Source organism: Micromonospora sp. NPDC047740 (assembly GCF_043204735.1).
GTDB lineage: Bacteria > Actinomycetota > Actinomycetes > Mycobacteriales > Micromonosporaceae > Micromonospora.
This window is the reverse complement of record NZ_JBIDCT010000007.1, coordinates 57,534-77,742: the sequence shown is the minus strand read 5'-3', so window position 1 is coordinate 77,742 and position 20,209 is coordinate 57,534. Positions and strand designations below refer to the sequence as shown.

Genomic DNA, 20,209 nt, shown 5'->3' with positions numbered 1-20,209 from the left:
CCACTTGCCTGTGCAATGGTGTACTCCGCAAACGGGCTGCCGGACCAGAATGGGTCCGGCACGAGACAGCCGGACACCCGCCCCCACGGCGGTTCAGCCGATCCGGTGATGGAGGAAACGTGCCGAGAGCCCCATGGCGCCGGCGTCGTACGAGTGACAGTCCGCGCCCCGCAGGGCGTCGCTGGGCGGGCCGGTTGCGCCGCAGCAGCACGTTCGCCCGCCAGGTGCTGCTGGTCCGGGTGGGCCGCCGGGACGGCGCCGCCGCAAGCGCGGCCGACCTGGTCACCCCCGACCACCGCTGGACCGACCGCCAGCGCCGCCGCTACGGCCGGTTCGACCCGGAGGTCGAGGCGGTGCGGCCGGTAAGCCCCGCACTCGCCCCCGCCGCGCCGGTCGACGACTCGCCGGGGATGTCGATCCCGCTCCTGCCGGGTGACCGCACCACCGCCCGCCGTGCCAAGTTCGCCCTGGTCAACGCCTGCACGCTGAGCAGCCTGATGCTCGGCATGCTGGCGATCTTCCTGGCCATGCGGGGCGAGGTCCGGGTGGCGGCGCTCTGCCTGATCGCCTGCGTCGCGTTCGACGGCCTGGACGGCGCGCTGGCCCGCAAGCTCGGCGTGGCCAGCCCGTTCGGCGCCCAGATGGACTCGCTGGCCGACATGTGCTCGTTCGGCCTCGCCGCCCCGGTGGTCGTCTACGCCTCGCTGGCCGGCTCGGTCCCGGCCGCGGCCGCCGCGGTCGCCTGCGCCCTGGTCGCGGGGTGCGCCGCGATCCGGCTCGCCCGGTTCAACGTCTCGCCGAAGGACGGCCGGTTCTTCTGCGGCGTACCGACCACCATGGCGGCGGCCGTGCTGGCCCTGACCGTGGCGATCGGGGTGCCGGTCTCCGGCCTGGTGATGGTCGGCGGGGTGGCCCTGCTCGCCTTCGCCATGGTCTCCAGCTTCCCGTACGCGAAGCTCGCCCGGCTGGTGAAGCTGCCGCCGTGGCTCTGGCTGGCCCCGGTGATCGGCGCGCTGGTCGACATCCGGCTCACCTTCGGCCTCGTGGTGGTGGGCTACCTGGTCAGCGGTCCGGTGCTCTGGCTGCACCAGCGCCGCGCCGCCTGACCCGTACCGACGCGAAAAGGGGCGCCGCGACGAGCGGCGCCCCTTTTCTTCGTATCCGGGATCAGCGCCAGCGGGCGATCACGGTGGCGCCGCCGACCACCTTGTCGCCCGGGCCGACCAGCGGCTCGGCCGCGTCCGCCGGCAGGTAGACGTCGGTCCGCGAGCCGAACCGGATCAGGCCGAAGCGCTCGCCCTTCGCCAGCAGCGCGCCGACCGGTGCCCGCTGCACGATCCGCCGGGCGATCAGGCCGGTACGCTGCGCCACCACCACGGTGCCGTGCTCGGTGTCCAGCACCGTGTACGCGGCCACGTTGTGCTCGGCGTCCGGCTTCATCGCGTTGACGAACCCGCCGTCCGCGACGAAGTAGTCGATCACCTTGCCGGCCACCGGCGACCGGTTGACGTGCACGTCCAGCACGGACAGGAAGACCGCGACGCGCAGCCACTCGCCGTCACCGAATCGCTCGTCGTGCAGCCGCTGCACCGAGAGCACCTGGCCGTCCGCCGCGGCGACCACGGCCGACGGGTCCTCCGGAACGTCCCGCTCCGGGTCCCGGAAGAACGCGGCCACCGGGGCGGCGGCCAGCGCCGGCAGCAGCCAGAGCTTCGACTTCGGCCGGGCCACCCGGGCCAGCGCGGCCAGGCCGAGGCTGATACCGGCCGCCGCCACGCCGTTGGAGTCGATGTGCATGGTCCGGGTCAGCGGCACGCTCGACGGCCGGTACGCCGGCGACAGCTTGGCGGCCAGCGCGGCGGTCGCCGGGGTGAAGCGGAGGTGGTGCACGCGTACCGGCGGGGAGTTGCGCAGCACCAGGTCGACGCGGACCCCGTGCAGCACACCCTGCCGGTCGAGCTCGGCCCCGGCGCCCTCGGTACGGAAGACCGGCGCGGCCACGCTCAGCACCCCGCCCTCGGTCAGGTACTTCGACAGCCCGTCGACGGCCACCCGGGTCTCGTCGGCGCTGCCGGTGAACGGTTCGGCGGCGATGACCACCTCGGCGGCGTCCGCCTCGGCGAGGGTGTCGGCCACCCGTACCCGGTCGGCGACCCAGCGGCCCTGGGCCGTCACGTGCTCGCGGAGCGCGGCGGCGGAGAAGTCATCCGCCGGCACCACGGTGAGCCGGTCGCCGGGGAGCAGCGCCTCGATCGCCGCCGCCAGCACCGCGGACTCCGGGGTCGCGCCGACCAGCAGGCCGGCCTTCGGGTCGTTGCGCCGGGCGAGTTCGCTGACGAGGGTACGGGCGGCACGCTCGCCGATGCCGACCGCACCGAACGGACCGGGGGTGCGCACGGCGGGGGACTGGGTCATGTCGGACGGGCTCCTGACGAGGTAGCGACGGACGGCGGCGGGACCACCACGGTGACCTGGCCGGTCGGGACGGGCCCCGACGACCGGAGGCACCGGCCGCGGCCGGGACGGTCACGCGGTGGGCCGGCCGGCGGAGGCGAGATCTCCACCAGCCAGCATAGGCGGCAGCGTCGCCGCCCTGCACCGTCGTGGTCAGCTCGGCGGCCGCTCCGACCGGTCGGCCGTAGCCCCGTCGGCGCCCGGACCGGCCGAGGCACCGCGCCCGCCTGGCTGCTCCGGACCGTCCACCGCGGGCAGTTCGCGGGTCACCGGCGCGCTCTCGCCGGGACCTCCCCCGGCCGCCGGCTCGACGGCGGGCAGCTCGCGGGTGGCGAGGTCGCCGGGGTCGCCCGGGGGGGTGGTGGGCGACCAGTGCGGCTCGCCGCCGCCGGGCCGGTCCTCCCGCGCCTGGACCGGCCAGTCGGCCACCGCGTCGGTGGCCCACTCGTCGGCCTCGGGGGCGGTGGGCGCTCCGCCGGTCGGGGCGGTCTCCAGATAGGACGAGGCGGCCGTCGCTTCGGGTCGCTGGTGGACCGGTCCGCTGTCGGCGTGCCGCCCGGAGCGCAGCGCGCCGACCAGGCCGAGCAGCCCGATCAGGATGAGCCCGCCTGCCAGGAACCAGCCCACCGGGGGCAGGGTCAGCCCGAGGATCCGGGCGAGCAGCCACCAGACGGAAAGGCCGAGGAAGACCAGCCCGAAGGCGAACGACACGACGTCGGTGCGGTGGGCCTTCACCGGGTCACCTCCAGGTCTCCGGCGTTCACGTGGACGAGCAGGCGCAGGGTGCCCCCGCCGCGGCCGTCCGGCCCGAGGTCGGTGGTCTCCCACTGGCGGCCGTTGACCCCGCCGGTCTGCCGACCGAAGACGGTGGCGTTACCGGCGTTCACGTCGGCCACCGTGGTGACGTCCACGTTCGGCGGTACGACCACCGTCGCCTTGCCGAAGTTGACCTCCACGGTGACCTGGGTGTCCTTCTTGTCGAAGTCCACCGCCCGCAGGTCGAGCACCGCGTCGCCGAAGTTGTTCTCGTAGCGGTCCGCCAGGTCGCGGTAGCTGGGCGGGGCCCAGGTGACGTTGCCGTCGATGCCGCGGATCCGGTCGTAGGAGTCGGCGACGGTGGCGATGCCGAGCGCCGCCGCGGTCACCAGGCCGAGCGCGATCAGCCAGCGGGCCCGCCCGAACCAGGTGCCCACCAGCAGCCCGATCCCGATGGTGGCCAGCGCCGCGGCGAAGTAGCCGGCCGCACCGACGGTGAAGACGTCGAGCAGGTCGAGCACGGTCACCACGCCCAGCGCCAGGAAGATCAGTGAGAAGGTGACCGCGCCGAGCGCGGAGCGCTCCTTCGGCCGCTTCGGTGGCCGCGCCGGCTGTGCGGGGGCCGGCGGCGCCGGCGGGTACGCCTGGGCGTACGGGCCGTGCGGCGCGAACGGCGGCCGGTAGCCGCCCGGCGGCAGCGGCGCGCCCACCGGCGCCGGCACGGAGACCGGCTGCCCGAGCGGGGCACCCGTCGTCGGCGCGCCCGGCCAGGCCGGCTGCGCGGCGGTGCGCTCGGGGTCGGACCAGGCCGGGGCCTCCGGGGCGGACCCGGCGTCGGGAGCCGGCGGGGTGCCGCCGACCGGCTCGTCACCGGTCCGGGTGGGTGCGGCCGCCGGCCAGGCCGGCGACGCCGTGGTGGCCGCCCAGCCACCCGGGTTCGCCGGGGCGCTCGCCGGCCAGCCGGGCGCGCCGGTCGTCGGCGCCGCGGCCGGGCCGGCGGTGGCGGAGCCGGACCAGGCCGGGGCGGGCGTACCGGCCGGCGGGGTGGCGCCGGGCGCGGGCCAGGCCGGCGGGCCCGGTGGCGTGCCGGGCGCGGCGGTGGCCGGCTGCCGGCCCAGCGGGTTGCGCTGGTCCCGGTTGAGCAGCAGCGCACCGCCGATGAGGATCACCGCGCCGAGGAGGATCGCCCGGAACGCGTTGGTGACGACGTAGCCGAAGCCGACCGCGACCGCGATGCTGAGCACGATCACGGTGATCGGGGACATGCTCGACCGGCCCCGGCCGAGCATCGACTCGACCGGCGAGGCGGTGTCTCCCTCGCCGGGGATGATCAGCCACGCGGTGACGTAGACCAGGATGCCGATGCCGCCGAAGAAGCCCAGCACGGCGAGCAGCACCCGCCACAGCACCGGGTCGGTGTTGGTGGCCCGGCCGATGGCGGCGCAGACGCCGGCCAGGTAGCGGCCGTCCCGCGGGCGGACCAGCCCGTACCGGGAGGTGAAGCCGGCGGTGCCGGGCGGTGGGGCGTACCCCGGGGGTGGCGCGTCAGCGAACGGCGCGGAACCCGCGCCCGGCGGCGGGCCGGCGGATCCGGCCGGCGGCGGTGTCGGGGCATCGGCAGGGGTGGCCGCCGGCCCCGGCGGCGGGGGTGGCGGTGGCCCGTCCGATGGTGCCGCCCCGGGCCGGGGCGGACGGGCAGGGTCGTCGGTCATGCCTTCGATCCTGCTGCCCTGGTCGCCCGAGCGTCCTCCGGACCCGACCCTGACCCCACCCTGAGATCCTCGGCCCCCGAATGTCGGGGGCGTCCCCGTGGTCGGGGGCCGGCCAGCCGTGTGACGATCGGACCGGCACCGCCTCCGTCCCCGACCTGGGAGCCTCCGATCAGCACCACCACGACCCCGCCCCCACCGCGGCTCTACCGGGCCACCGAGCACCGGTTGGCCGCGGGGGTGGCCGCCGGCATCGCCGAGCACCTCGGCGTCTCCGTGCTCCGCGTCCGGATCGCCTTCATGGTGCTGCTCGGGCTGAACGGCCTCGGACTGCTCCTCTACGCCGCCTTCTGGGCGGTGGTGCCACCGCGCCCCGGCGACACCGCCGTCCCGCCCCGCCGCGACCTCGCCCAGCTCCTGCCGTTCGTGGCGATCGGGCTCGGCGTGCTGATGGTCCAGATGATGGCCTTCCACTCCGTCGGCGCGGCCGGCACCGCCGGCTGGCTGGTCGCGATCATCGCGGTGGGCGCCGGCGTGATCTGGCACCAGTCCGCCCCGGAGCGCCGCCGGCAGGGGGGCGGGTCGATGCCCGTGCCCTGGCTGGGCGCGGTGGTGGAGGAGAGCGACCGGCGGGCGTTCGTGCTCCGCTTCGTCGGCGGCGGGGTGCTCGTCGCGGTCGGCATCATCGGCGTGGCGGCGGTCTACTCGCCGGTGCAGAACTTCGACGCCGTGCTCAACGGCGTGATCTTCGCGCTGGTCGGGCTGGCCGGCGTGGGCGTGGTGGCCGGCCCGGTGCTCTGGCGTACCTGGAACCAGCTCCGCTCCGAGCGGGAGGGGCGCATCCGGGAGCAGGAACGGGCCGAGCTGGCCGCGATGGTGCACGACCAGGTGCTGCACACCCTGGCCCTCATCCAGCGCAACGCCAGCGACGTCAAGACCGTGCAGCGGCTGGCCCGGGGCCAGGAGCGGTCGTTGCGGAACTGGCTCTACAAGCCGACCGCCTCGCCGACCGAGCGCTTCGCCGCCGCCCTGGAGCAGGCCGCCGCCGAGGTGGAGGACACCTTCGCCATCACGGTCGAGGTCGTGGTGGTGGGCGACCGGGAGACCGACGAGCGGGTGGGCGCGCTGGTCGCCGCCACCCGGGAGGCGCTGGTCAACGCGGCCCGGCACGCCGAGGTACGCACGGTGTCGCTCTACGCCGAGGTGGAGCCGGACCAGGTCAGCGCCTTCGTCCGGGACCGGGGCAAGGGCTTCGACCCGGATACGGTGGAGGATCACCGGCACGGCGTCCGGGGTTCGATCATCGGGCGGATGAAGCGGCACGGGGGCCGGGCGGAGATCCGCTCCGCGCCCGGGGAAGGCACCGAGGTCCGGCTGATCCTGCCGATCAGCGGCTCGCACGGCACGACGGAAAGGGACAGGTGACCATGGCCGAGCACGAACCGGTCGAGGAGGCGCAGCCCCGCGACGGGCGGCTGCGGGTGTTCCTCGTCGACGACCACGCCATGTTCCGGGCTGGCGTACGCGCCGAGCTCGGCGCGCGCGTCGAGGTGGTGGGTGAGGCCAGCACGGTGGCCGAGGCGGTCAGCCGGATCGCCGCCACCCAGCCCGACGTGGTGCTGCTCGACGTGCACATGCCCGACGGTGGCGGCCGGGCGGTGCTGGACGCGATGCGGCGTACCCACCCGCAGGTGCGGTTCCTGGCGTTGAGTGTGTCCGATGCGGCGGAGGACGTGATCGGGCTGATCCGGGCGGGCGCCCGGGGCTACGTCACCAAGACCATTTCGCCGGAGGAGCTGACCGACGCGATCCGCCGGGTGGCCGACGGCGACGCCGTGTTCAGCCCGCGGCTGGCCGGGTTCGTGCTGGACGCGTTCGCGGCCCGGCCGGACGCGCCGGTCGCCGACCCGGAGCTGGACCAGCTCACCAACCGCGAACGTGAGGTGCTCCGGCTGCTGGCCCGGGGGTACGCGTACAAGGAGATCGCCCGGGAGCTGTACATCTCGATAAAGACGGTCGAGACGCACGTCTCCAACGTGCTGCGCAAGCTGCAGATGTCCAACCGGTACGAGCTGTCCCGCTGGGCGGCCGACCGCCGCCTGGTCTGAATCGCCCCGACCGGCCGGCCCCGGTGCCCTCGTGGCGCCGGGGCCGCGGGCTGTCCGGGCTGCCGGTGACCGGTTCAGATCACTCGGTGCGCAGCACGGTGAACGCCTCGGCCAGCCGGCCGGCGGGCAGTCCGGCGTCGCCGGCGATCCTGCCGAGCAGGTCGTGCACCCAGGCCACCACGTCCAGGTGCGCGGTCTGCGAGTGGTGCGCCCGCATCGCGGCGATCTTCCGGTCCACCCGGTCGGTGACGTCGACGGCGTGGTCCGGTGCCGGCCCGCCCGCGTACCAGATCTCCCGGACCACCCACGGCTCCAGGCCCGCGTCGATCAGCTCGGGAAAGGCGAAGCGGTTGCGGGCGTCGGGGTAGACGGCGCAGGTGGTGGCCTCGCCGACGGCCAGGTGGTCGGGGTGGCTCGGGCCGGTGAGGTGCTCCCAGCGGCGCAGCGGGGAGCTGGTCAGCACCCGGTCCGGGCGGAACCGGCGGATCCCGGCGGCGATGTCGCGGCGTAGCTCCGGGCTGGGGGAGAGGATGCCGTCGGGGTGGCCGTCGAGGAAGTCGACCCGGTGTACGCCGACGGCAGCGGCCGCCGCCCGCTGCTCCGCCTCACGTCGGGCGGGCAGTTCCGCGCGCGGGGTGTCGTCGAAGCCGCCGGAGTCCCCCCGGGTGACGATGAGGTACGCCACTTCGATACCCTCATCCACCCAGCCGGCGATGGTGGCCGCACAGCCGAAGTCGACATCATCCGGATGGGCAAAAACTGCCAGCGCCCGGCGTACGTCGGGAAGTACCGAAGCGGAGGCAGGAAGGCTCACAGTCGTCGAGACTACGCGTCGCCCTTCGACCGTTGTGGCCGGATTTTGCCTGTTCAGACCGGTACGGCACGTCGATTTCATGATCTTTTCTCAAGTATCGGCAACGTGGCGGCCAACTAACGTCTTGATAACGGCACCTTCACGGAAGCGGCCGGTGGGTGTCACAGTTGCAGCACCTCACCCCCGGGTGTGAGGCAACTCGTCGGGCCCGCCGACCACGTGACGCCGCCGCTGCGCGGCGGCATGTGGCCGTCGGCCCTGCGCGGTGTCCTCGGGGGGTGCGGTGCCCGGCGGATCGGTACCCCTGGGGTGTCCCGATTTCCTCTGCGGTAAGCCGGCGGCCTGTGGTTCGGGTCGGCGGTTGGTGTCACCCCCCAAGACGTGCGTGAAACCCACGACGGAACCAGGTTAGAAAGAGGAGGCCCCTCGGAATGAGAGTCTCGAAGCGGGCGAGCGGCGCGCTCGCGGTGGGCGCGGCTTTCGCGCTCGTCGCGTCCGGCTGCTCGAGCGGGAACGACAACGGTGGCGACGCCAGCGCCAGCAAGGACGGCGCCATCGTCATCGACGGCACCCAGCCGGAGAACCCCCTGGTTCCGGCGAACACCACCGAGACCGGCGGCGGCGCGATCATCGACTGGATGTGGACCGGTCTGGTCGAGTACCCCAACAACGGTGGGGCGCCGCAGAACGCGGTCGCCGAGTCGATCGAGACGAGCGACTCCAAGGTCTTCAAGATCAAGATCAAGCAGAACACCAAGTTCCACGACGGCACCACCGTCAAGGCCGAGAGCTTCGTCAAGGCCTGGAACTGGGCGGCGTACGCCCCGAACGGCGCGCAGAACGCCAGCTTCTTCGCCGACATCCAGGGCTACTCGGACCTGAACCCGGAGGACCCGGACGGCGACGGCCCGAAGAAGGCCCCGACCCCGACGGTCAAGGAGATGTCCGGCCTCAAGGTCGTCGACGACTGGAACTTCGAGGTCACGCTCTCCGCGCCGACCGCGGTGTTCCCGACCAAGCTGGGCTACAGCGCCTTCATGCCGCTGCCGGACGCCTTCTTCAACCAGAAGGCGGAGGAGTTCGGCAAGAAGCCGATCGGTAACGGCCCGGTCAAGTTCGTCTCGTGGCAGGACGACGTCGACATCAAGCTCACCCGCTTCGACGACTACAGCCTGAGCGACAAGATGAAGATCAAGGACGTCACCGTCAAGATCTACCAGGACGACACGGCGGCGTACGCCGACCTGGTCTCGGGTAACCTGGACTTCCAGCAGCAGGTCCCGGTCTCGTCGCTGGCCGGTGACAAGTGGAAGACCGACCTGGGCGACCGGGCCATCGCTTCCACCACCCCGTCGACGGGCATCATCGCCTTCCCGATCTACGACGCGCGGTTCAAGAACCCGAAGCTGCGCAAGGCGATCTCGCTGTCGATCAACCGGCAGGAGATCACCGACAAGATCTTCTTCGGTAACCGCAAGCCGGCCGACAGCTGGGCCAACCCGCTGACCCCGGGCGCCGAGCCGGGCAACTGCACCGCCTGCAAGTTCGACCCGACGCAGGCCAAGCAGCTCCTCACCGAGGCCGGTGGCTTCACCGGGCAGCTGAAGATGTACTACAACGCCGACGCCAGCCACAAGGAGTGGATGGAGGCCGTCGCCCAGCAGGTCAAGACCAACCTGGGTATCGACGCCGTCGCCGTCGGTGTGCCGACCTTCGCGGTCTTCCGGGCGAACATCAACGCCCACAAGATGGACGGCGCCTACCGGGCCGGTTGGCAGCAGGACTACCCGGACGTGGAGAACTGGATCAACCCGCTCTACGTGAAGGGTGGCTCCTCGAACGACGGTCTGTACAGCAACGACCAGGTGAACGCCCTCGCCAAGGAGGCCTCCGCGGCCCCCAGCCTCGAGGAGTCGCACAAGAAGTTCGCTGAGGCCGTCAAGCTCATCGACGAGGACGTCCCGTCCATGCCGATCTACTTCGGTGGCCAGCAGTCCGGCCACTCGGAGAAGATCAAGAAGATGGAGCTGACCAACGTCGGCGAGCTCGACATCACCTCGGTCGAGCTCTGATCCGAACGGTCTGACCCCGGGTCGGGCTCGCCTACCGGTGAGCCCGACCCGGGGCCGTTCCGCGAGGGGGTGTACAACAAACCCCTCGCACGTTGTCGCCACCCGTGTCGGCCGATCCGACGCGCCCCTTGTCTGGAGGACCACCCCATGGGCCGTTATCTCTTGAGACGGCTGCTGCAACTCGTGCCGGTGTTCATCGGCACGACATTCCTGATCTACTGGCTCGTCTGGTCGGTGCCCGGCGACCCGTTCGCCGGCAAGTGCGGCGACCGGGGCTGCCCGGAGAACTTCCGAGCGGTCATGACCGCGAAGTACCACCTCGACGACTCGATCTGGTTGCAGTACGCCAGCTACATGAAGAACCTGTTCCAGGGTGACTTCGGCATCACCTTCGGCGGCCGGGAAATCAGCGACATCATCCTGACGTCGTACCCCAACACGCTGAAGCTGGCGGTGGTGGCGCTGGCCATCGAGGCCGTCATCGGCCTCGGCGCGGGCGTGCTGACCGGTCTCCGGCGCAACGGGTTCCTGGACAACCTGGTCCTGGTCTCCACCCTCTTCCTGATCGCCCTGCCGGTCTTCGTCATCGGCTTCGTGCTCCAGTGGCTCCTGGGCGTCAACTGGCACATCGTCCACCCCACCGTCTCCAGCGAGATGCGGATCACCGAGTTGCTCCTGCCCGGCTTCGTCCTGGGCAGCGCCTCGACGGCGTACGTCGCCCGGGTGGCGCGCACCAGCATCGCCGAGAACCGGCGTGCCGACTACGTCCGTACCGCCATCGCCAAGGGCCTGCCCATGCGCCGGGTGGTCGGCGTGCACCTGCTGCGCAACTCGCTCATCCCGGTCGTCACCCTGCTCGGCACCGACCTCGGCGCGTTGATGGGTGGCGCCATCATCACGGAGGGCATCTTCGGCATCAACGGCATCGGCCGTCAGGTGCTGCGCGCCATCGTCACCAAGGAGAGCGCTACCGTTGTCGGCATCGTGGTGGTGCTGGTCGTCGTGTATCTGGTGATGAACCTGCTGGTGGACCTGCTCTACGCCGCCCTGGACCCGAGGATTCGCTATGAGTGACCCGAGCGCCGCATCGCTTGTCAGCACCCCCCGCCCCGAGCAGCCGTCCGAGGCCAGCGCCCCGGCCAACGCCGGGCTCCCGGAGAGCGCGCAGAAGCAGCAGAAGCCACGCGGTCTGCTCGGTGATGCCTGGATCGACCTGCGCCGCAAGCCGTTGTTCTGGATCTCCGCCACGCTCATCGTGATCTTCGTGCTGATGGCGGCCTTCCCGTCGCTGTTCACCTCCGGCGACGCGGTGAACGGCGCGCTGGCCCGCAGCCAGGTGAAGCCCTCGGCCGACGCCTGGTTCGGCTACGACGTGCAGGGCCGGGACGTCTTCGCCCGGACCATCTACGGCGCCCGCGCCTCGATCATGGTGGCGCTGCTCTCCGTGATCGGCACGCTGCTGATCGGCGGCACCATGGGCATCATCGCCGGCTACCGCGGCGGCTGGGTGGACGCGTTGCTCTCCCGGATCGCGGACATCTTCTTCGGCCTGCCGTTCGTGCTCGGCTCGATCGTCATCCTGACCACCTTCAACGGCTCGGGCTCGGACAACAACGAGTGGACGATCATGGGTCTGGTCATCATGTCGCTGACCGTGCTGAGCTGGCCGGTCGTGATGCGGCTGATGCGCTCCTCGGTGCTGGCCACCAAGGAGGCCGACTACATCGTCGCGGCCCGGGCGCTGGGCGCCGGCACCGGCCGGATCATCCTCAAGCACCTGCTGCCGAACTGCCTCGCCCCGCTGCTGGTGTACGGGACGATCATGGTCGGCTCTTTCATCGGCGCCGAGGCCACCCTGTCCTTCCTGGGCATCGGCCTGAAGACGCCCGTCGTGTCCTGGGGCATCATGATCAGCGAGGCGCAGAACTACATCCGGGTCTCGCCCTACCTGCTGTTCTTCCCCGCCGCGTTCCTCGTCACCGCCGTGCTGAGCTTCGTCATGCTCGGCGAGGCGGTCCGCGAGGCCCTCGACCCGAAGCTCCGATAGGGGATTCAGTTGTCCGACATTCTCGTGTCCGAGCAGTCCGCGCCGGGCGCCGACGGATCCGGCCGCCCCTCGGGCCGCCTGCTCGAGGTTGACGACCTGCGGGTCGAGTTCCGCACGCGGGACGGCGTCGCCAAGGTCATCAACGGGGTGACGTACCACGTCGACGCGGGGGAGACCCTCGCCGTGCTCGGCGAGTCCGGCTCCGGCAAGAGCGTCACCGCGCAGACCATCATGGGCATCCTCGACACTCCGCCCGGCTTCGTCACCGGTGGCCAGGTCCGTTTCCACGGCAAGGACATGCTCAAGATGTCCGCCGAGCAGCGGCGAAGGATCCGGGGCGAGGGCATTGCGATGATCTTCCAGGACTCGCTCTCCGCCCTCAACCCGGTTTTCACCGTCGGGTTCCAGATCGCCGAGCAGTTCCGCGTCCGGCGCGGCATGAGCCGCTCGGACGCCAAGAAGCGCGCGATCGAGATGCTCGACCAGGTGAAGATCCCGAACGCCAAGGGCCGGTTCAGCAACTACCCGCACCAGTTCTCCGGCGGCATGCGGCAGCGCGCCATGATCGCGATGTCGCTGGCGCTGGACCCGGAGGTGCTGATCGCCGACGAGCCGACCACCGCGCTGGACGTGACCGTGCAGGCCCAGATCATGGACCTGCTCGGCGAGCTCCAGCGGGAGCGGCAGATGGGCATGATCCTGATCACCCACGACCTCGGCGTGGTCGCCGACGTCGCGGACCGGATCGCGGTGATGTACGCCGGCCGGATCGTCGAGGAAGCCAACGTGTACGACCTGTACGCCAAGCCGGCGCACCCGTACACCCTCGGCCTGCTCAACTCGATCCCCCGGCTGGACGAGAAGGGGCAGGAGCTCCGCACCATCAAGGGCCTCCCGCCGAACCTGATGAACATCCCGTCGGGCTGCCCGTTCAACCCGCGCTGCCCCATGGCGCAGCCGGTGTGCCGGGAGAAGTTGCCCCCGCTGCTGCAGATCGGCAGCGGCCGGGCCAGCGCCTGCCACTTCGCCGAGGAGCTCGTGAACCGTGACTGAGAACATCATCGAGGTCCGTGACCTGGTCAAGCACTACCCCGTGACCCGGGGCATCGTGTTCAAGAAGACCATCGGTCAGGTCAAGGCGGTCGACGGCGTCTCCTTCGACCTGAAGGCCGGCGAGACCCTGGGCGTGGTGGGCGAGTCCGGCTGCGGCAAGTCGACGCTCGCCCGGGTCCTGATGAACCTGGAGCGGCCGACCAGCGGCCAGGTGCTCTACAAGGGGCAGGACATCTCCAAGCTGTCCGGTGGCGCACTGCGGCGCCTGCGCCGGCAGATCCAGCTGGTGATGCAGGACCCGTACACCTCGCTGAACCCGCGGATGACGGTCGGTGACCTGATCGGCGAGCCGTTCGAGATCCACCCCGAGGTGGCCCCGCGCGGCAGCCGCCGGACCAAGGTCAAGGAGCTGCTCGACCTGGTCGGCCTGAACCCGGAGCACATCAACCGGTACCCGCACCAGTTCTCCGGCGGTCAGCGGCAGCGCATCGGCATCGCCCGGGCGCTCGCCCTGCGGCCCGAGGTCATCGTCTGCGACGAGCCGGTGTCGGCCCTGGACGTGTCGATCCAGGCGCAGGTGATGAACCTGCTGGAGAAGCTCCAGGCCGAGTTCGGTCTGTCGTACGTCTTCATCGCCCACGACCTGTCGGTCGTGCGTCACCTCTCCGACCGGGTCGCCGTGATGTACCTGGGCAAGATGGTGGAGATCGGCACCGAGGACGAGATCTACGAGCGGCCGACCCACCCGTACACCCAGGCGCTGCTGTCGGCGGTGCCGGTGCCGGACCCGACGCTGCGGGACAACAAGGCGATCATCCGGCTCACCGGTGACGTCCCCTCGCCGATCAGCCCGCCCTCGGGCTGCCGGTTCCGCACCCGGTGCTGGAAGGCGCAGGACCTCTGCGCCCAGGAGGTGCCGCTGCTCCAGATCCGCCCCGGCTCGGATCACCCGAGCGCCTGCCACTTCGCCGAGCGGCGGGAGATCGTGCCCGCCCACGAGGTGGCCTGATCGATCCGGACCGCCTGCCGGCGTCAGCTCGACGCCGGCAGGCGGTTCGTCATGTCCGGCGACTCCAGCTCGGCTGGCGGCCATAATTCGGCCTCCGCGCCGCTGGGCGGCGCTTCGGACCGAATGAAGGCCGGTCTTTCGCCGCGCCACGACCTGAAGCCGCCGTCCGAGCTCCTCACAGCGGGCCACGGCCGGCGCGGAGCAGCAGCAGCGCGAGTTGGGTGCCGTCCGCGCCGAGCGCCTCCCGGAACCGCTCCAGGATCTCCCGCTCCCGGGACAGCACGAGGCGGGTGCCGCCGGAGGCCATCCGGGTGGCCCCGACCTCCTGCGACAGCGCGGCCCGCTCCTGCCAGAGGGCGATGATCGTGCGGTCGATCTCGTCGATCCGTTCGCGGATGGCCACGATCCGCTCGGCGGCCGCCGAGTCGTCGGTGCCGGTCCGCGCCGCAGCGGCCCCGGTCGGGTCGGTGTCGCCGGTCCGGTCGTGTCGCGCCGGGCTGCCGCTGGACTCCACCACGTCAGTCATCATCGTCGTACCCTTCGGGTCTCGGGCCCGGTGCCCGGATCCCGGGACGAAAAAGCCCCGGGCTCCAGGAGCCCGGGGCTTTCGCAGGTCTGTGATCAGGCGCGACCTACGGCTGCCGGACTCCCGGTGCCGTAGTAAAAGTAGAAGCGCTGACCGAACACGTCGTCGAGTATGCCGACCGGCGGGCCCGGCGCGCAAGGAAACCCGCCAACAGATGGGACGGGGCACTGGCGGCTTCGTCTCGTCCGGGCCGGCGTGGGCGGGAAGTGTCCGCCGGGCGGCATAGACTCGCCGTGCGATGCATCCTCTCTTCGACATTCCCGCGCCCCCGCCCGCGCCGGAGTCCCGCCCGGCCCCGTCGCGCCGGCCCGGGGCCGTCCGGCCGGACCCGCAGGCACTCCTCGACGGGTTGAACGGTCCCCAACGGGACGCGGTCACCCACGCCGGTTCCCCACTGCTGATCGTGGCCGGCGCCGGCTCCGGCAAGACCCGGGTGCTGACGAACCGGATCGCGTACCTGCTCGCCGCGCGGGACGTGCACCCGGGCGAGATCATCGCGATCACCTTCACCAACAAGGCCGCCGGCGAGATGAAGGAGCGGGTGGCCGCCCTGGTCGGCCCACGCGCCCGGTTGATGTGGGTGTCGACCTTCCACTCGGCCTGCGTCCGGATCCTGCGCGCCGAGCACGAGCACGCCGGGCTCAAGTCCACCTTCTCGATCTACGACGCGGACGACTCGCGCCGGTTGATGCAGCTCGTCGCCCGCGAGCTGGACCTGGACCCGAAGCGCTACCCGGCGCGCGGCCTGGCGGCCCAGGTCTCCAACCTGAAGAACGAGCTGGTCGACCCGGAGGCGTTCGCCGCCCGGGCCAAGGGGCCCAATGAGCGGGCCCTGGCCGAGGCTTACACGCTCTACCAGCGGCGGTTGCGCGAGGCGCACGCGCTGGACTTCGACGACCTGATCATGACCACGGTGCACCTGCTCCAGTCGCACCCGCACGTCGCGGAGAGCTACCGGCGCCGGTTCCGGCACGTGCTGGTGGACGAGTACCAGGACACCAACCACGCCCAGTACGTGCTGATCAAGGAGCTGGTCTCCGGCACCGAGGGGATCCCGCCGGCCGAGCTGTGCGTGGTGGGTGACGCCGACCAGTCGATCTACGCGTTCCGGGGCGCGACCATCCGCAACATCCTCGAGTTCGAGCGCGACTTCACCGACGCCCGGACGATCCTGCTGGAGCAGAACTACCGCTCCACCCAGACCATCCTCAACGCCGCCAACGCGGTGATCGACCGGAACACCTCCCGCAAGCCGAAGCGGCTGTGGAGCGACGCCGGCGCTGGCGAGCAGATCGTCGGCTACGTGGCCGACACCGAGCACGCCGAGGCCGACTGGGTGGCGCGGGAGATCGACCGGCTGGTCGACCAGGGTGACACCCGCCCCGGCGACGTGGCGGTCTTCTACCGCACCAACGCCATGTCCCGGGTTTTCGAGGAGGTGTTCATCCGGGTCGGCCTGCCGTACAAGGTGGTCGGTGGCGTGCGCTTCTACGAGCGCAAGGAGGTCCGCGACGCACTGGCCTACCTGCGCGCGGTGGTTAACGACGACGACACGGTCAGCCTGCGGCGGATCCTCAACACCCCGCGCCGGGGCATCGGCGAGCGGGCCGAGGCGTGCGTGGAGGCCCTGGCCAGCCGGGACCGGATCTCTTTCGGTGCGGCGCTGCGCCGGGCCAAGGACGCACCCGGGATCTCCACCCGGGCCGCCAACGGCATCGCCGAGTTCGTCGCGCTCCTCGACTCGGCGCGCGAGCTGGCCGCGACCGGCACCCCCGAGGACGTGCTGGAGGCCCTGCTGACCCGCTCGGGCTACCTCAGCGAGCTGGAGGAGAGCCTGGATCCGCAGGACGCCGGCCGGGTGGACAACCTTCAGGAGTTGGTCAGCGTCGCCCGCGAATACACCGAGCGGATCGAGGCGCTGGGCGAGGAGGAGGAGCGGGCCACGGTGGCCGGGTTCCTGGAGCAGGTGGCGCTGGTCGCCGACGCCGACCAGGTCCCCGCCGACGACCCCGAGCACCAGGGTGTGGTCACCCTGATGACGCTGCACACGGCGAAGGGCCTGGAATTCCCGGTCGTCTTCCTCAGCGGCCTGGAGGACGGCGTCTTCCCGCACCTGCGCTCGCTCGGCGACAACCGGGAGCTGGAGGAGGAGCGGCGACTGGCGTACGTGGGCATCACCCGGGCCCGGCAGCGCCTCTACCTGTCGCGGGCGGTCACCCGGTCGGCCTGGGGGGCACCGGCGTACAACCCGGCGTCGCGCTTCCTCGAGGAGCTGCCGCCGGAGCTGGTCCGCTGGGAGCGCCTCGAGGCCTCGTACACCTCGTGGGCCGGCGGTGGCGGCGGCGTCGGCGGCCGCGCGGACCGCGCGCCCGGCGGCCGGGGCGGCTTCACCGGGGGTACGCCGAAGGCGACCCAGCTCGCGAAGCGGCTCGGGGTGGATGCCAGCCGGCTGTCCACGGCCAGCGAGCTGCGGCAGGCGCCGAAGGTGTCGGTGGGGGACCGGGTCAACCACCAGCGCTACGGGCTGGGCCGGGTGCTGGCCGTCGAGGGGCACGGCCCGGGCGCCCGGGCGCAGATCGACTTCGGCGACCAGACCATGTGGCTGGTGCTCCGGCACGCCCCGATCGACAAGCTCTGACGGCGGGGCCCGGCCCGGCGGGTGCCGGACCGGGCCCCTCCTCGTGCCGTGGCCGTCAGCAGGCCACGTCGATGCCCCGGGCGCGCAGGAAAGGCGCCGGGTCGATCTGGTTCCACATGGCGCCCTGGTGCACCTCGAAGTGCAGGTGCGGGCCGGTGGCGTCGCCGGTGGCGCCCTCGTAGCCGATGACCTGGCCGGCGCTCACCTTGTCGCCGACGCTGACGATCAGCCGGCTCTGGTGCCCGTAGTGGGTCAGGTAGCCGTTGCGGTGGTCGATGAAGACCGAGTTGCCGTACCCGTCGCCGGCGTCGCCGGCCTTGACCACGGTGCCGGCCGCAGCCGCGTGGATCGGGGTGCCCGCGGGCATCGCGAAGTCGATCCCGGCGTGCAGGGTGCCCCACCGCGGCCCGTAGCAGGAGGTGACCGTGGCACCCTTCATCGGGATGACCCAGGCGGGCTTCGGCGGGACCGTCTTCTTCGGCTTCGGCTTGGCGGTGGCCGTCCTCGTCGGCGTGGGGCTGGCCGCAGTCGGGCTCGGCGAGGGGCTGGCCGGGGTGGCCGACGGGGTGACCGGGGCGGTCGACTCGCGGACGGAGCGGTCGGCGCGGGCGGCGTCCTCGGCGCGGGCCTGGGCGTCGAAGTCGACGGCGGCCGGTGCCGGGGTGCCATGGTCGGTGGTGGCGACGGAGACGCCGCCGAAGCCGAGGCCGACCAGGGCGACCGCGCCGAGGACCAGGTAGGTGGCACGGCGACCCGTGCTCGCGCGCCGCCGATGCCGGGCGGGGGCGTCCGGGGTTTTCTCGTTCTGGCTGGAGCTGGCTTCCTGCACGGGGACCTTCATCAGTCGAGGGGCACGTGACCTCGAAATACTGGTGTCGGCTCCGGTCGTGGCGGGTACTGGGTCCGGGAGGCCGGGTCGGACTGGTGATCGATCGTGTCCGGGTTCAGCCCGTTCCAGTGCGATTTGCTGGAAAAAAGGATCATGCGTGGTCGTGGCGCTGCTCACACTTCTCGCTGTGACCCAGCCAACTTCTGCGCCAACGAAAAACCGCCCAGATCCTGCGATCCGGGCGGTCAATGCACGATGCGCAGCGTCAGGACGCGGCTGGCTCGGCGTAGATTGTCTCGATTTCCATCTGGATGTCCACTCCGCGCTTCATGAGCCACGGCACCGGGTCCTGCGGCTGGCCGTTGACATGGATCTCCAGGTGCAGGTGGGAGCCGTAGGAGTGGCCGGTGTTGCCGACCAGGCCGAGCTGGTCGCCGGCCTTGACCTGCTGGCCCTCCTTGACGCTGACCTCGGAGGAGTGACCGTAGATGGCTTCGCTGCCGTCCGGGTGCTGGACGATCACCGCGTAGCCGTAGCCGCCGAACCAGCCCGCCTTGGTGACCGTGCCGCTGTGGATCGCGGTGTACGGCGTGCCCTCCGGGGCGACCAGGTCGATGCCGGTGTGCAACTTGCCCCAGCGCACGCCGTAGGGCGCGTTGAAGTCGTATCCGTGCAGGGGCAGCAGCCAGGTGTCCTGCTCGGTCGCGGCCTTGCTCTGCCCGCGGTCGGCGCGGGTCGGCACGTCAGCACTGTCGGCGCGGCTCGCTACGTCCTCGCTGGTGATCGAGGCCCGCTTGAGCTCGTCGATGGCCGACGGGCTGACACTCTTGGCGTCCGGGAGGGCGTTCGCGCCGAGGGCGACGATGCCGGCTCCCACGAAAGCGGTCGTCACGACCGCGGCGTAGCGGCTCCGCGGGGGGGTGGGTACGCGGCGTCGACCGCGATATCTATCGGGCTCAGACGACAGGCGCTGGCGCACGCACACCCTCCGTTGTCGGGGATCCGATGCGACCTCCAGCCGTTCGATGAAGCTCCGTCGAACGTCCGGTGGCCGCGTCGTCACCCGTCCGTGGACCTGATGACAACCGTGGACACGTTAGCCAACAGCCACACTGGTCACAAGCCAAAGCGCCGAAATAGTGTTTCTTTCTGTCCCTTTACATCCGCTCTTGTCATGTCTCGTGCCGCCGGTTGGAGGGCCCGATCACTGTCCGTTCGTCGCGGACAGTGACCGTTCGGCGGAGGCGTCCGGCTTTGGGCGTACGGGGGCGCGCGGTAGTGGGCGCGGTGCTCCAGGTGACTGCCGCCCGGGTTCCGCACGTCGGATCCGCCTGATGCGGGCGCGGTCGTATGAGACAGGCCCCAACGCTGCCGGCCCGGGTTCCCGGCACCCGACCGGGCGGGTTACCGTTCGTTCAGGTGACAGTGCCGTAGCCGGTGAAAGGTGTGCCCTGATGAGCTCTCGTATCCGGGTCGTCGTCGCGAAGCCCGGCCTGGACGGCCACGACCGGGGCGCGAAGGTCGTCGCGCGTGCCCTGCGGGACGCCGGCATGGAGGTCATCTACACCGGGCTGCACCAGACCCCGGAGCAGATCGTGGAGACCGCCATCCAGGAGGACGCCGACGCGGTCGGCCTCTCCGTGCTCTCCGGCGCGCACATGACGCTCTTCAAGCGGGTGCTGGAGTTGCTCGCCGAGCGCGAAGCGGCCGACATCGTGGTCTTCGGCGGCGGCATCATCCCGGACGCCGACATCCCCGAGCTGGAGCGGCTCGGCGTCGCCAAGATCTTCACCCCCGGCGCCACCACCCAGTCGATCGTCGAGTGGGTCCGGGAGAACGTCGCCCAGCCGGTCGCCTGACCCGGGTCGCGCCCGGTCCTCGATCGACGTCCGCGCGAGCGGCGGTAAAGAAGAATGCCGGGCGGACGCGACCGGGGAACTCCGGACAGGGGGGAGGGGCCGGACGCACCCCTCACACGCCCGGCCCCTCTATGCACGATGCCCCGCCGCCACCCCTCGACCGACAGGGCATCGGCCGCTCCCGTCGCCGCGCTGTACCAGCGCTCCGACATCAGACTCAACGACGCCCCCACCGGGCGGTTACGCCTCTTCCGTAAATCCCCCGGATGGCTGAC

At 71.6% G+C, this 20,209-nt stretch carries 17 protein-coding genes; 10 read left to right on the top strand and 7 right to left on the bottom strand.

The features are described from left to right. Positions 1–194 precede the first annotated feature (194 nt). Entirely contained in the window at positions 195–1,106 is a 912-nt protein-coding gene (locus ACGF4F_RS14800) for a CDP-alcohol phosphatidyltransferase family protein (protein WP_357438000.1), read from the top strand. A 61-nt stretch (positions 1,107–1,167) separates the two neighbouring features. On the opposite strand, the gene ACGF4F_RS14795 is transcribed toward ACGF4F_RS14800, so the two are convergent. From ACGF4F_RS14795 to ACGF4F_RS14785, 3 genes are all read right to left on the bottom strand, one after another. Then, positions 1,168–2,415: a phosphatidylserine decarboxylase gene (locus ACGF4F_RS14795; RefSeq protein WP_357437997.1), complete on the bottom strand. Its 1,248-nt coding sequence runs from the start codon at positions 2,413–2,415 to the stop codon at positions 1,168–1,170. Between the two features lie 192 nt (positions 2,416–2,607). Then, positions 2,608–3,189 (bottom strand): hypothetical protein, encoded by a 582-nt coding sequence (locus ACGF4F_RS14790; protein WP_393077741.1) that lies wholly within the window; start codon positions 3,187–3,189, stop codon positions 2,608–2,610. Continuing rightward, a complete protein-coding gene (locus ACGF4F_RS14785) occupies positions 3,186–4,922 on the bottom strand; it encodes a PspC domain-containing protein (RefSeq protein ID WP_357437995.1) in 1,737 nt (578 codons plus the stop codon). The genes ACGF4F_RS14790 and ACGF4F_RS14785 overlap by 4 nt, the downstream gene beginning before the upstream one ends. A gap of 168 nt (positions 4,923–5,090) precedes the next feature. Between ACGF4F_RS14785 and ACGF4F_RS14780 the strand changes: the two genes are divergently transcribed. Together ACGF4F_RS14780 and ACGF4F_RS14775 are read left to right on the top strand one after the other, a co-directional pair. Then, the gene (locus ACGF4F_RS14780; protein ID WP_357438518.1) at positions 5,091–6,344 is read left to right on the top strand and encodes a PspC domain-containing protein; all 1,254 of its coding nucleotides are present in this window, start codon (positions 5,091–5,093) and stop codon (positions 6,342–6,344) included. Between the two features lie 2 nt (positions 6,345–6,346). Continuing rightward, complete coding sequence (locus ACGF4F_RS14775) at positions 6,347–7,027, top strand: response regulator transcription factor (protein ID WP_073834844.1); 681 nt, start codon at positions 6,347–6,349, stop codon at positions 7,025–7,027. Between the two features lie 79 nt (positions 7,028–7,106). Here ACGF4F_RS14775 and ACGF4F_RS14770 read toward each other — a convergent pair whose 3' ends face one another. Continuing rightward, the gene (locus ACGF4F_RS14770; RefSeq protein ID WP_357437991.1) at positions 7,107–7,841 is read right to left on the bottom strand and encodes a PIG-L deacetylase family protein; all 735 of its coding nucleotides are present in this window, start codon (positions 7,839–7,841) and stop codon (positions 7,107–7,109) included. Positions 7,842–8,272: 431 nt separating this feature from the next. On the opposite strand from ACGF4F_RS14770, the gene ACGF4F_RS14765 reads away from it, so the two are divergent. The 5 genes from ACGF4F_RS14765 to ACGF4F_RS14745 all read left to right on the top strand — a co-directional run bounded on the left by ACGF4F_RS14765 (position 8,273) and on the right by ACGF4F_RS14745 (position 14,022). Then, on the top strand, positions 8,273–9,913 hold the full coding sequence (locus tag ACGF4F_RS14765; protein WP_357437988.1) for an ABC transporter substrate-binding protein: 1,641 nt from the start codon (positions 8,273–8,275) through the stop codon (positions 9,911–9,913). A gap of 147 nt (positions 9,914–10,060) precedes the next feature. Next, positions 10,061–10,987 carry an ABC transporter permease gene (locus ACGF4F_RS14760; RefSeq protein WP_357437986.1) on the top strand — a complete coding sequence of 309 codons (927 nt, stop codon included), beginning with the start codon at positions 10,061–10,063 and terminating at the stop codon, positions 10,985–10,987. Beyond that, positions 10,980–11,960 carry an ABC transporter permease gene (locus ACGF4F_RS14755; RefSeq protein ID WP_357437983.1) on the top strand — a complete coding sequence of 327 codons (981 nt, stop codon included), beginning with the start codon at positions 10,980–10,982 and terminating at the stop codon, positions 11,958–11,960. Before ACGF4F_RS14760 ends, ACGF4F_RS14755 begins: the two co-directional genes overlap by 8 nt. Positions 11,961–11,984: 24 nt before the next feature. Continuing rightward, the gene (locus tag ACGF4F_RS14750) at positions 11,985–13,013 is read left to right on the top strand and encodes an ABC transporter ATP-binding protein (RefSeq protein WP_073834959.1); all 1,029 of its coding nucleotides are present in this window, start codon (positions 11,985–11,987) and stop codon (positions 13,011–13,013) included. Next, the gene (locus ACGF4F_RS14745; RefSeq protein WP_357437980.1) at positions 13,006–14,022 is read left to right on the top strand and encodes a dipeptide ABC transporter ATP-binding protein; all 1,017 of its coding nucleotides are present in this window, start codon (positions 13,006–13,008) and stop codon (positions 14,020–14,022) included. Before ACGF4F_RS14750 ends, ACGF4F_RS14745 begins: the two co-directional genes overlap by 8 nt. Positions 14,023–14,197: 175 nt before the next feature. Here the strand turns inward: ACGF4F_RS14745 and ACGF4F_RS14740 are convergent, their stop codons facing one another. Beyond that, positions 14,198–14,551, bottom strand: a complete 354-nt coding sequence (locus tag ACGF4F_RS14740) for a chorismate mutase (RefSeq protein ID WP_357437978.1) — start codon at positions 14,549–14,551, stop codon at positions 14,198–14,200. Positions 14,552–14,846: 295 nt separating this feature from the next. Between ACGF4F_RS14740 and pcrA the strand changes: the two genes are divergently transcribed. Continuing rightward, the gene (gene pcrA / locus ACGF4F_RS14735) at positions 14,847–17,246 is read left to right on the top strand and encodes a DNA helicase PcrA (protein ID WP_073834837.1); all 2,400 of its coding nucleotides are present in this window, start codon (positions 14,847–14,849) and stop codon (positions 17,244–17,246) included. Between the two features lie 55 nt (positions 17,247–17,301). Here pcrA and ACGF4F_RS14730 read toward each other — a convergent pair whose 3' ends face one another. Together ACGF4F_RS14730 and ACGF4F_RS14725 are read right to left on the bottom strand one after the other, a co-directional pair. Continuing rightward, positions 17,302–18,087, bottom strand: coding sequence for a M23 family metallopeptidase (locus tag ACGF4F_RS14730; protein ID WP_357437976.1), 786 nt, complete (start codon positions 18,085–18,087; stop codon positions 17,302–17,304). 253 nt (positions 18,088–18,340) lie between these two features. Further along, entirely contained in the window at positions 18,341–19,054 is a 714-nt protein-coding gene (locus tag ACGF4F_RS14725; protein ID WP_357437973.1) for a M23 family metallopeptidase, read from the bottom strand. Positions 19,055–19,529: 475 nt separating this feature from the next. Here ACGF4F_RS14725 and ACGF4F_RS14720 point away from each other — a divergent pair, with 475 nt between their 5' ends. Beyond that, the gene (locus ACGF4F_RS14720; protein WP_357437971.1) at positions 19,530–19,934 is read left to right on the top strand and encodes a cobalamin B12-binding domain-containing protein; all 405 of its coding nucleotides are present in this window, start codon (positions 19,530–19,532) and stop codon (positions 19,932–19,934) included. The last annotated feature ends 275 nt before the right edge of the window (positions 19,935–20,209 follow it).

What these genes read in the sequence shown, in the direction of transcription:
- ACGF4F_RS14795 (WP_357437997.1), bottom strand. Translation starts at nt 2,415, where the DNA reads ATGACCCAGTCCCCCGCCGTGCGCACCCCCGGTCCGTTCGGTGCGGTC.
- ACGF4F_RS14785 (WP_357437995.1), bottom strand. Translation starts at nt 4,922, where the DNA reads ATGACCGACGACCCTGCCCGTCCGCCCCGGCCCGGGGCGGCACCATCG.
- ACGF4F_RS14775 (WP_073834844.1), top strand. Translation starts at nt 6,347, where the DNA reads ATGGCCGAGCACGAACCGGTCGAGGAGGCGCAGCCCCGCGACGGGCGG.
- ACGF4F_RS14765 (WP_357437988.1), top strand. Translation starts at nt 8,273, where the DNA reads ATGAGAGTCTCGAAGCGGGCGAGCGGCGCGCTCGCGGTGGGCGCGGCT.
- ACGF4F_RS14760 (WP_357437986.1), top strand. Translation starts at nt 10,061, where the DNA reads ATGGGCCGTTATCTCTTGAGACGGCTGCTGCAACTCGTGCCGGTGTTC.
- ACGF4F_RS14755 (WP_357437983.1), top strand. Translation starts at nt 10,980, where the DNA reads ATGAGTGACCCGAGCGCCGCATCGCTTGTCAGCACCCCCCGCCCCGAG.
- ACGF4F_RS14740 (WP_357437978.1), bottom strand. Translation starts at nt 14,551, where the DNA reads ATGATGACTGACGTGGTGGAGTCCAGCGGCAGCCCGGCGCGACACGAC.
- pcrA (WP_073834837.1), top strand. Translation starts at nt 14,847, where the DNA reads ATGCATCCTCTCTTCGACATTCCCGCGCCCCCGCCCGCGCCGGAGTCC.
- ACGF4F_RS14730 (WP_357437976.1), bottom strand. Translation starts at nt 18,087, where the DNA reads ATGAAGGTCCCCGTGCAGGAAGCCAGCTCCAGCCAGAACGAGAAAACC.
- ACGF4F_RS14720 (WP_357437971.1), top strand. Translation starts at nt 19,530, where the DNA reads ATGAGCTCTCGTATCCGGGTCGTCGTCGCGAAGCCCGGCCTGGACGGC.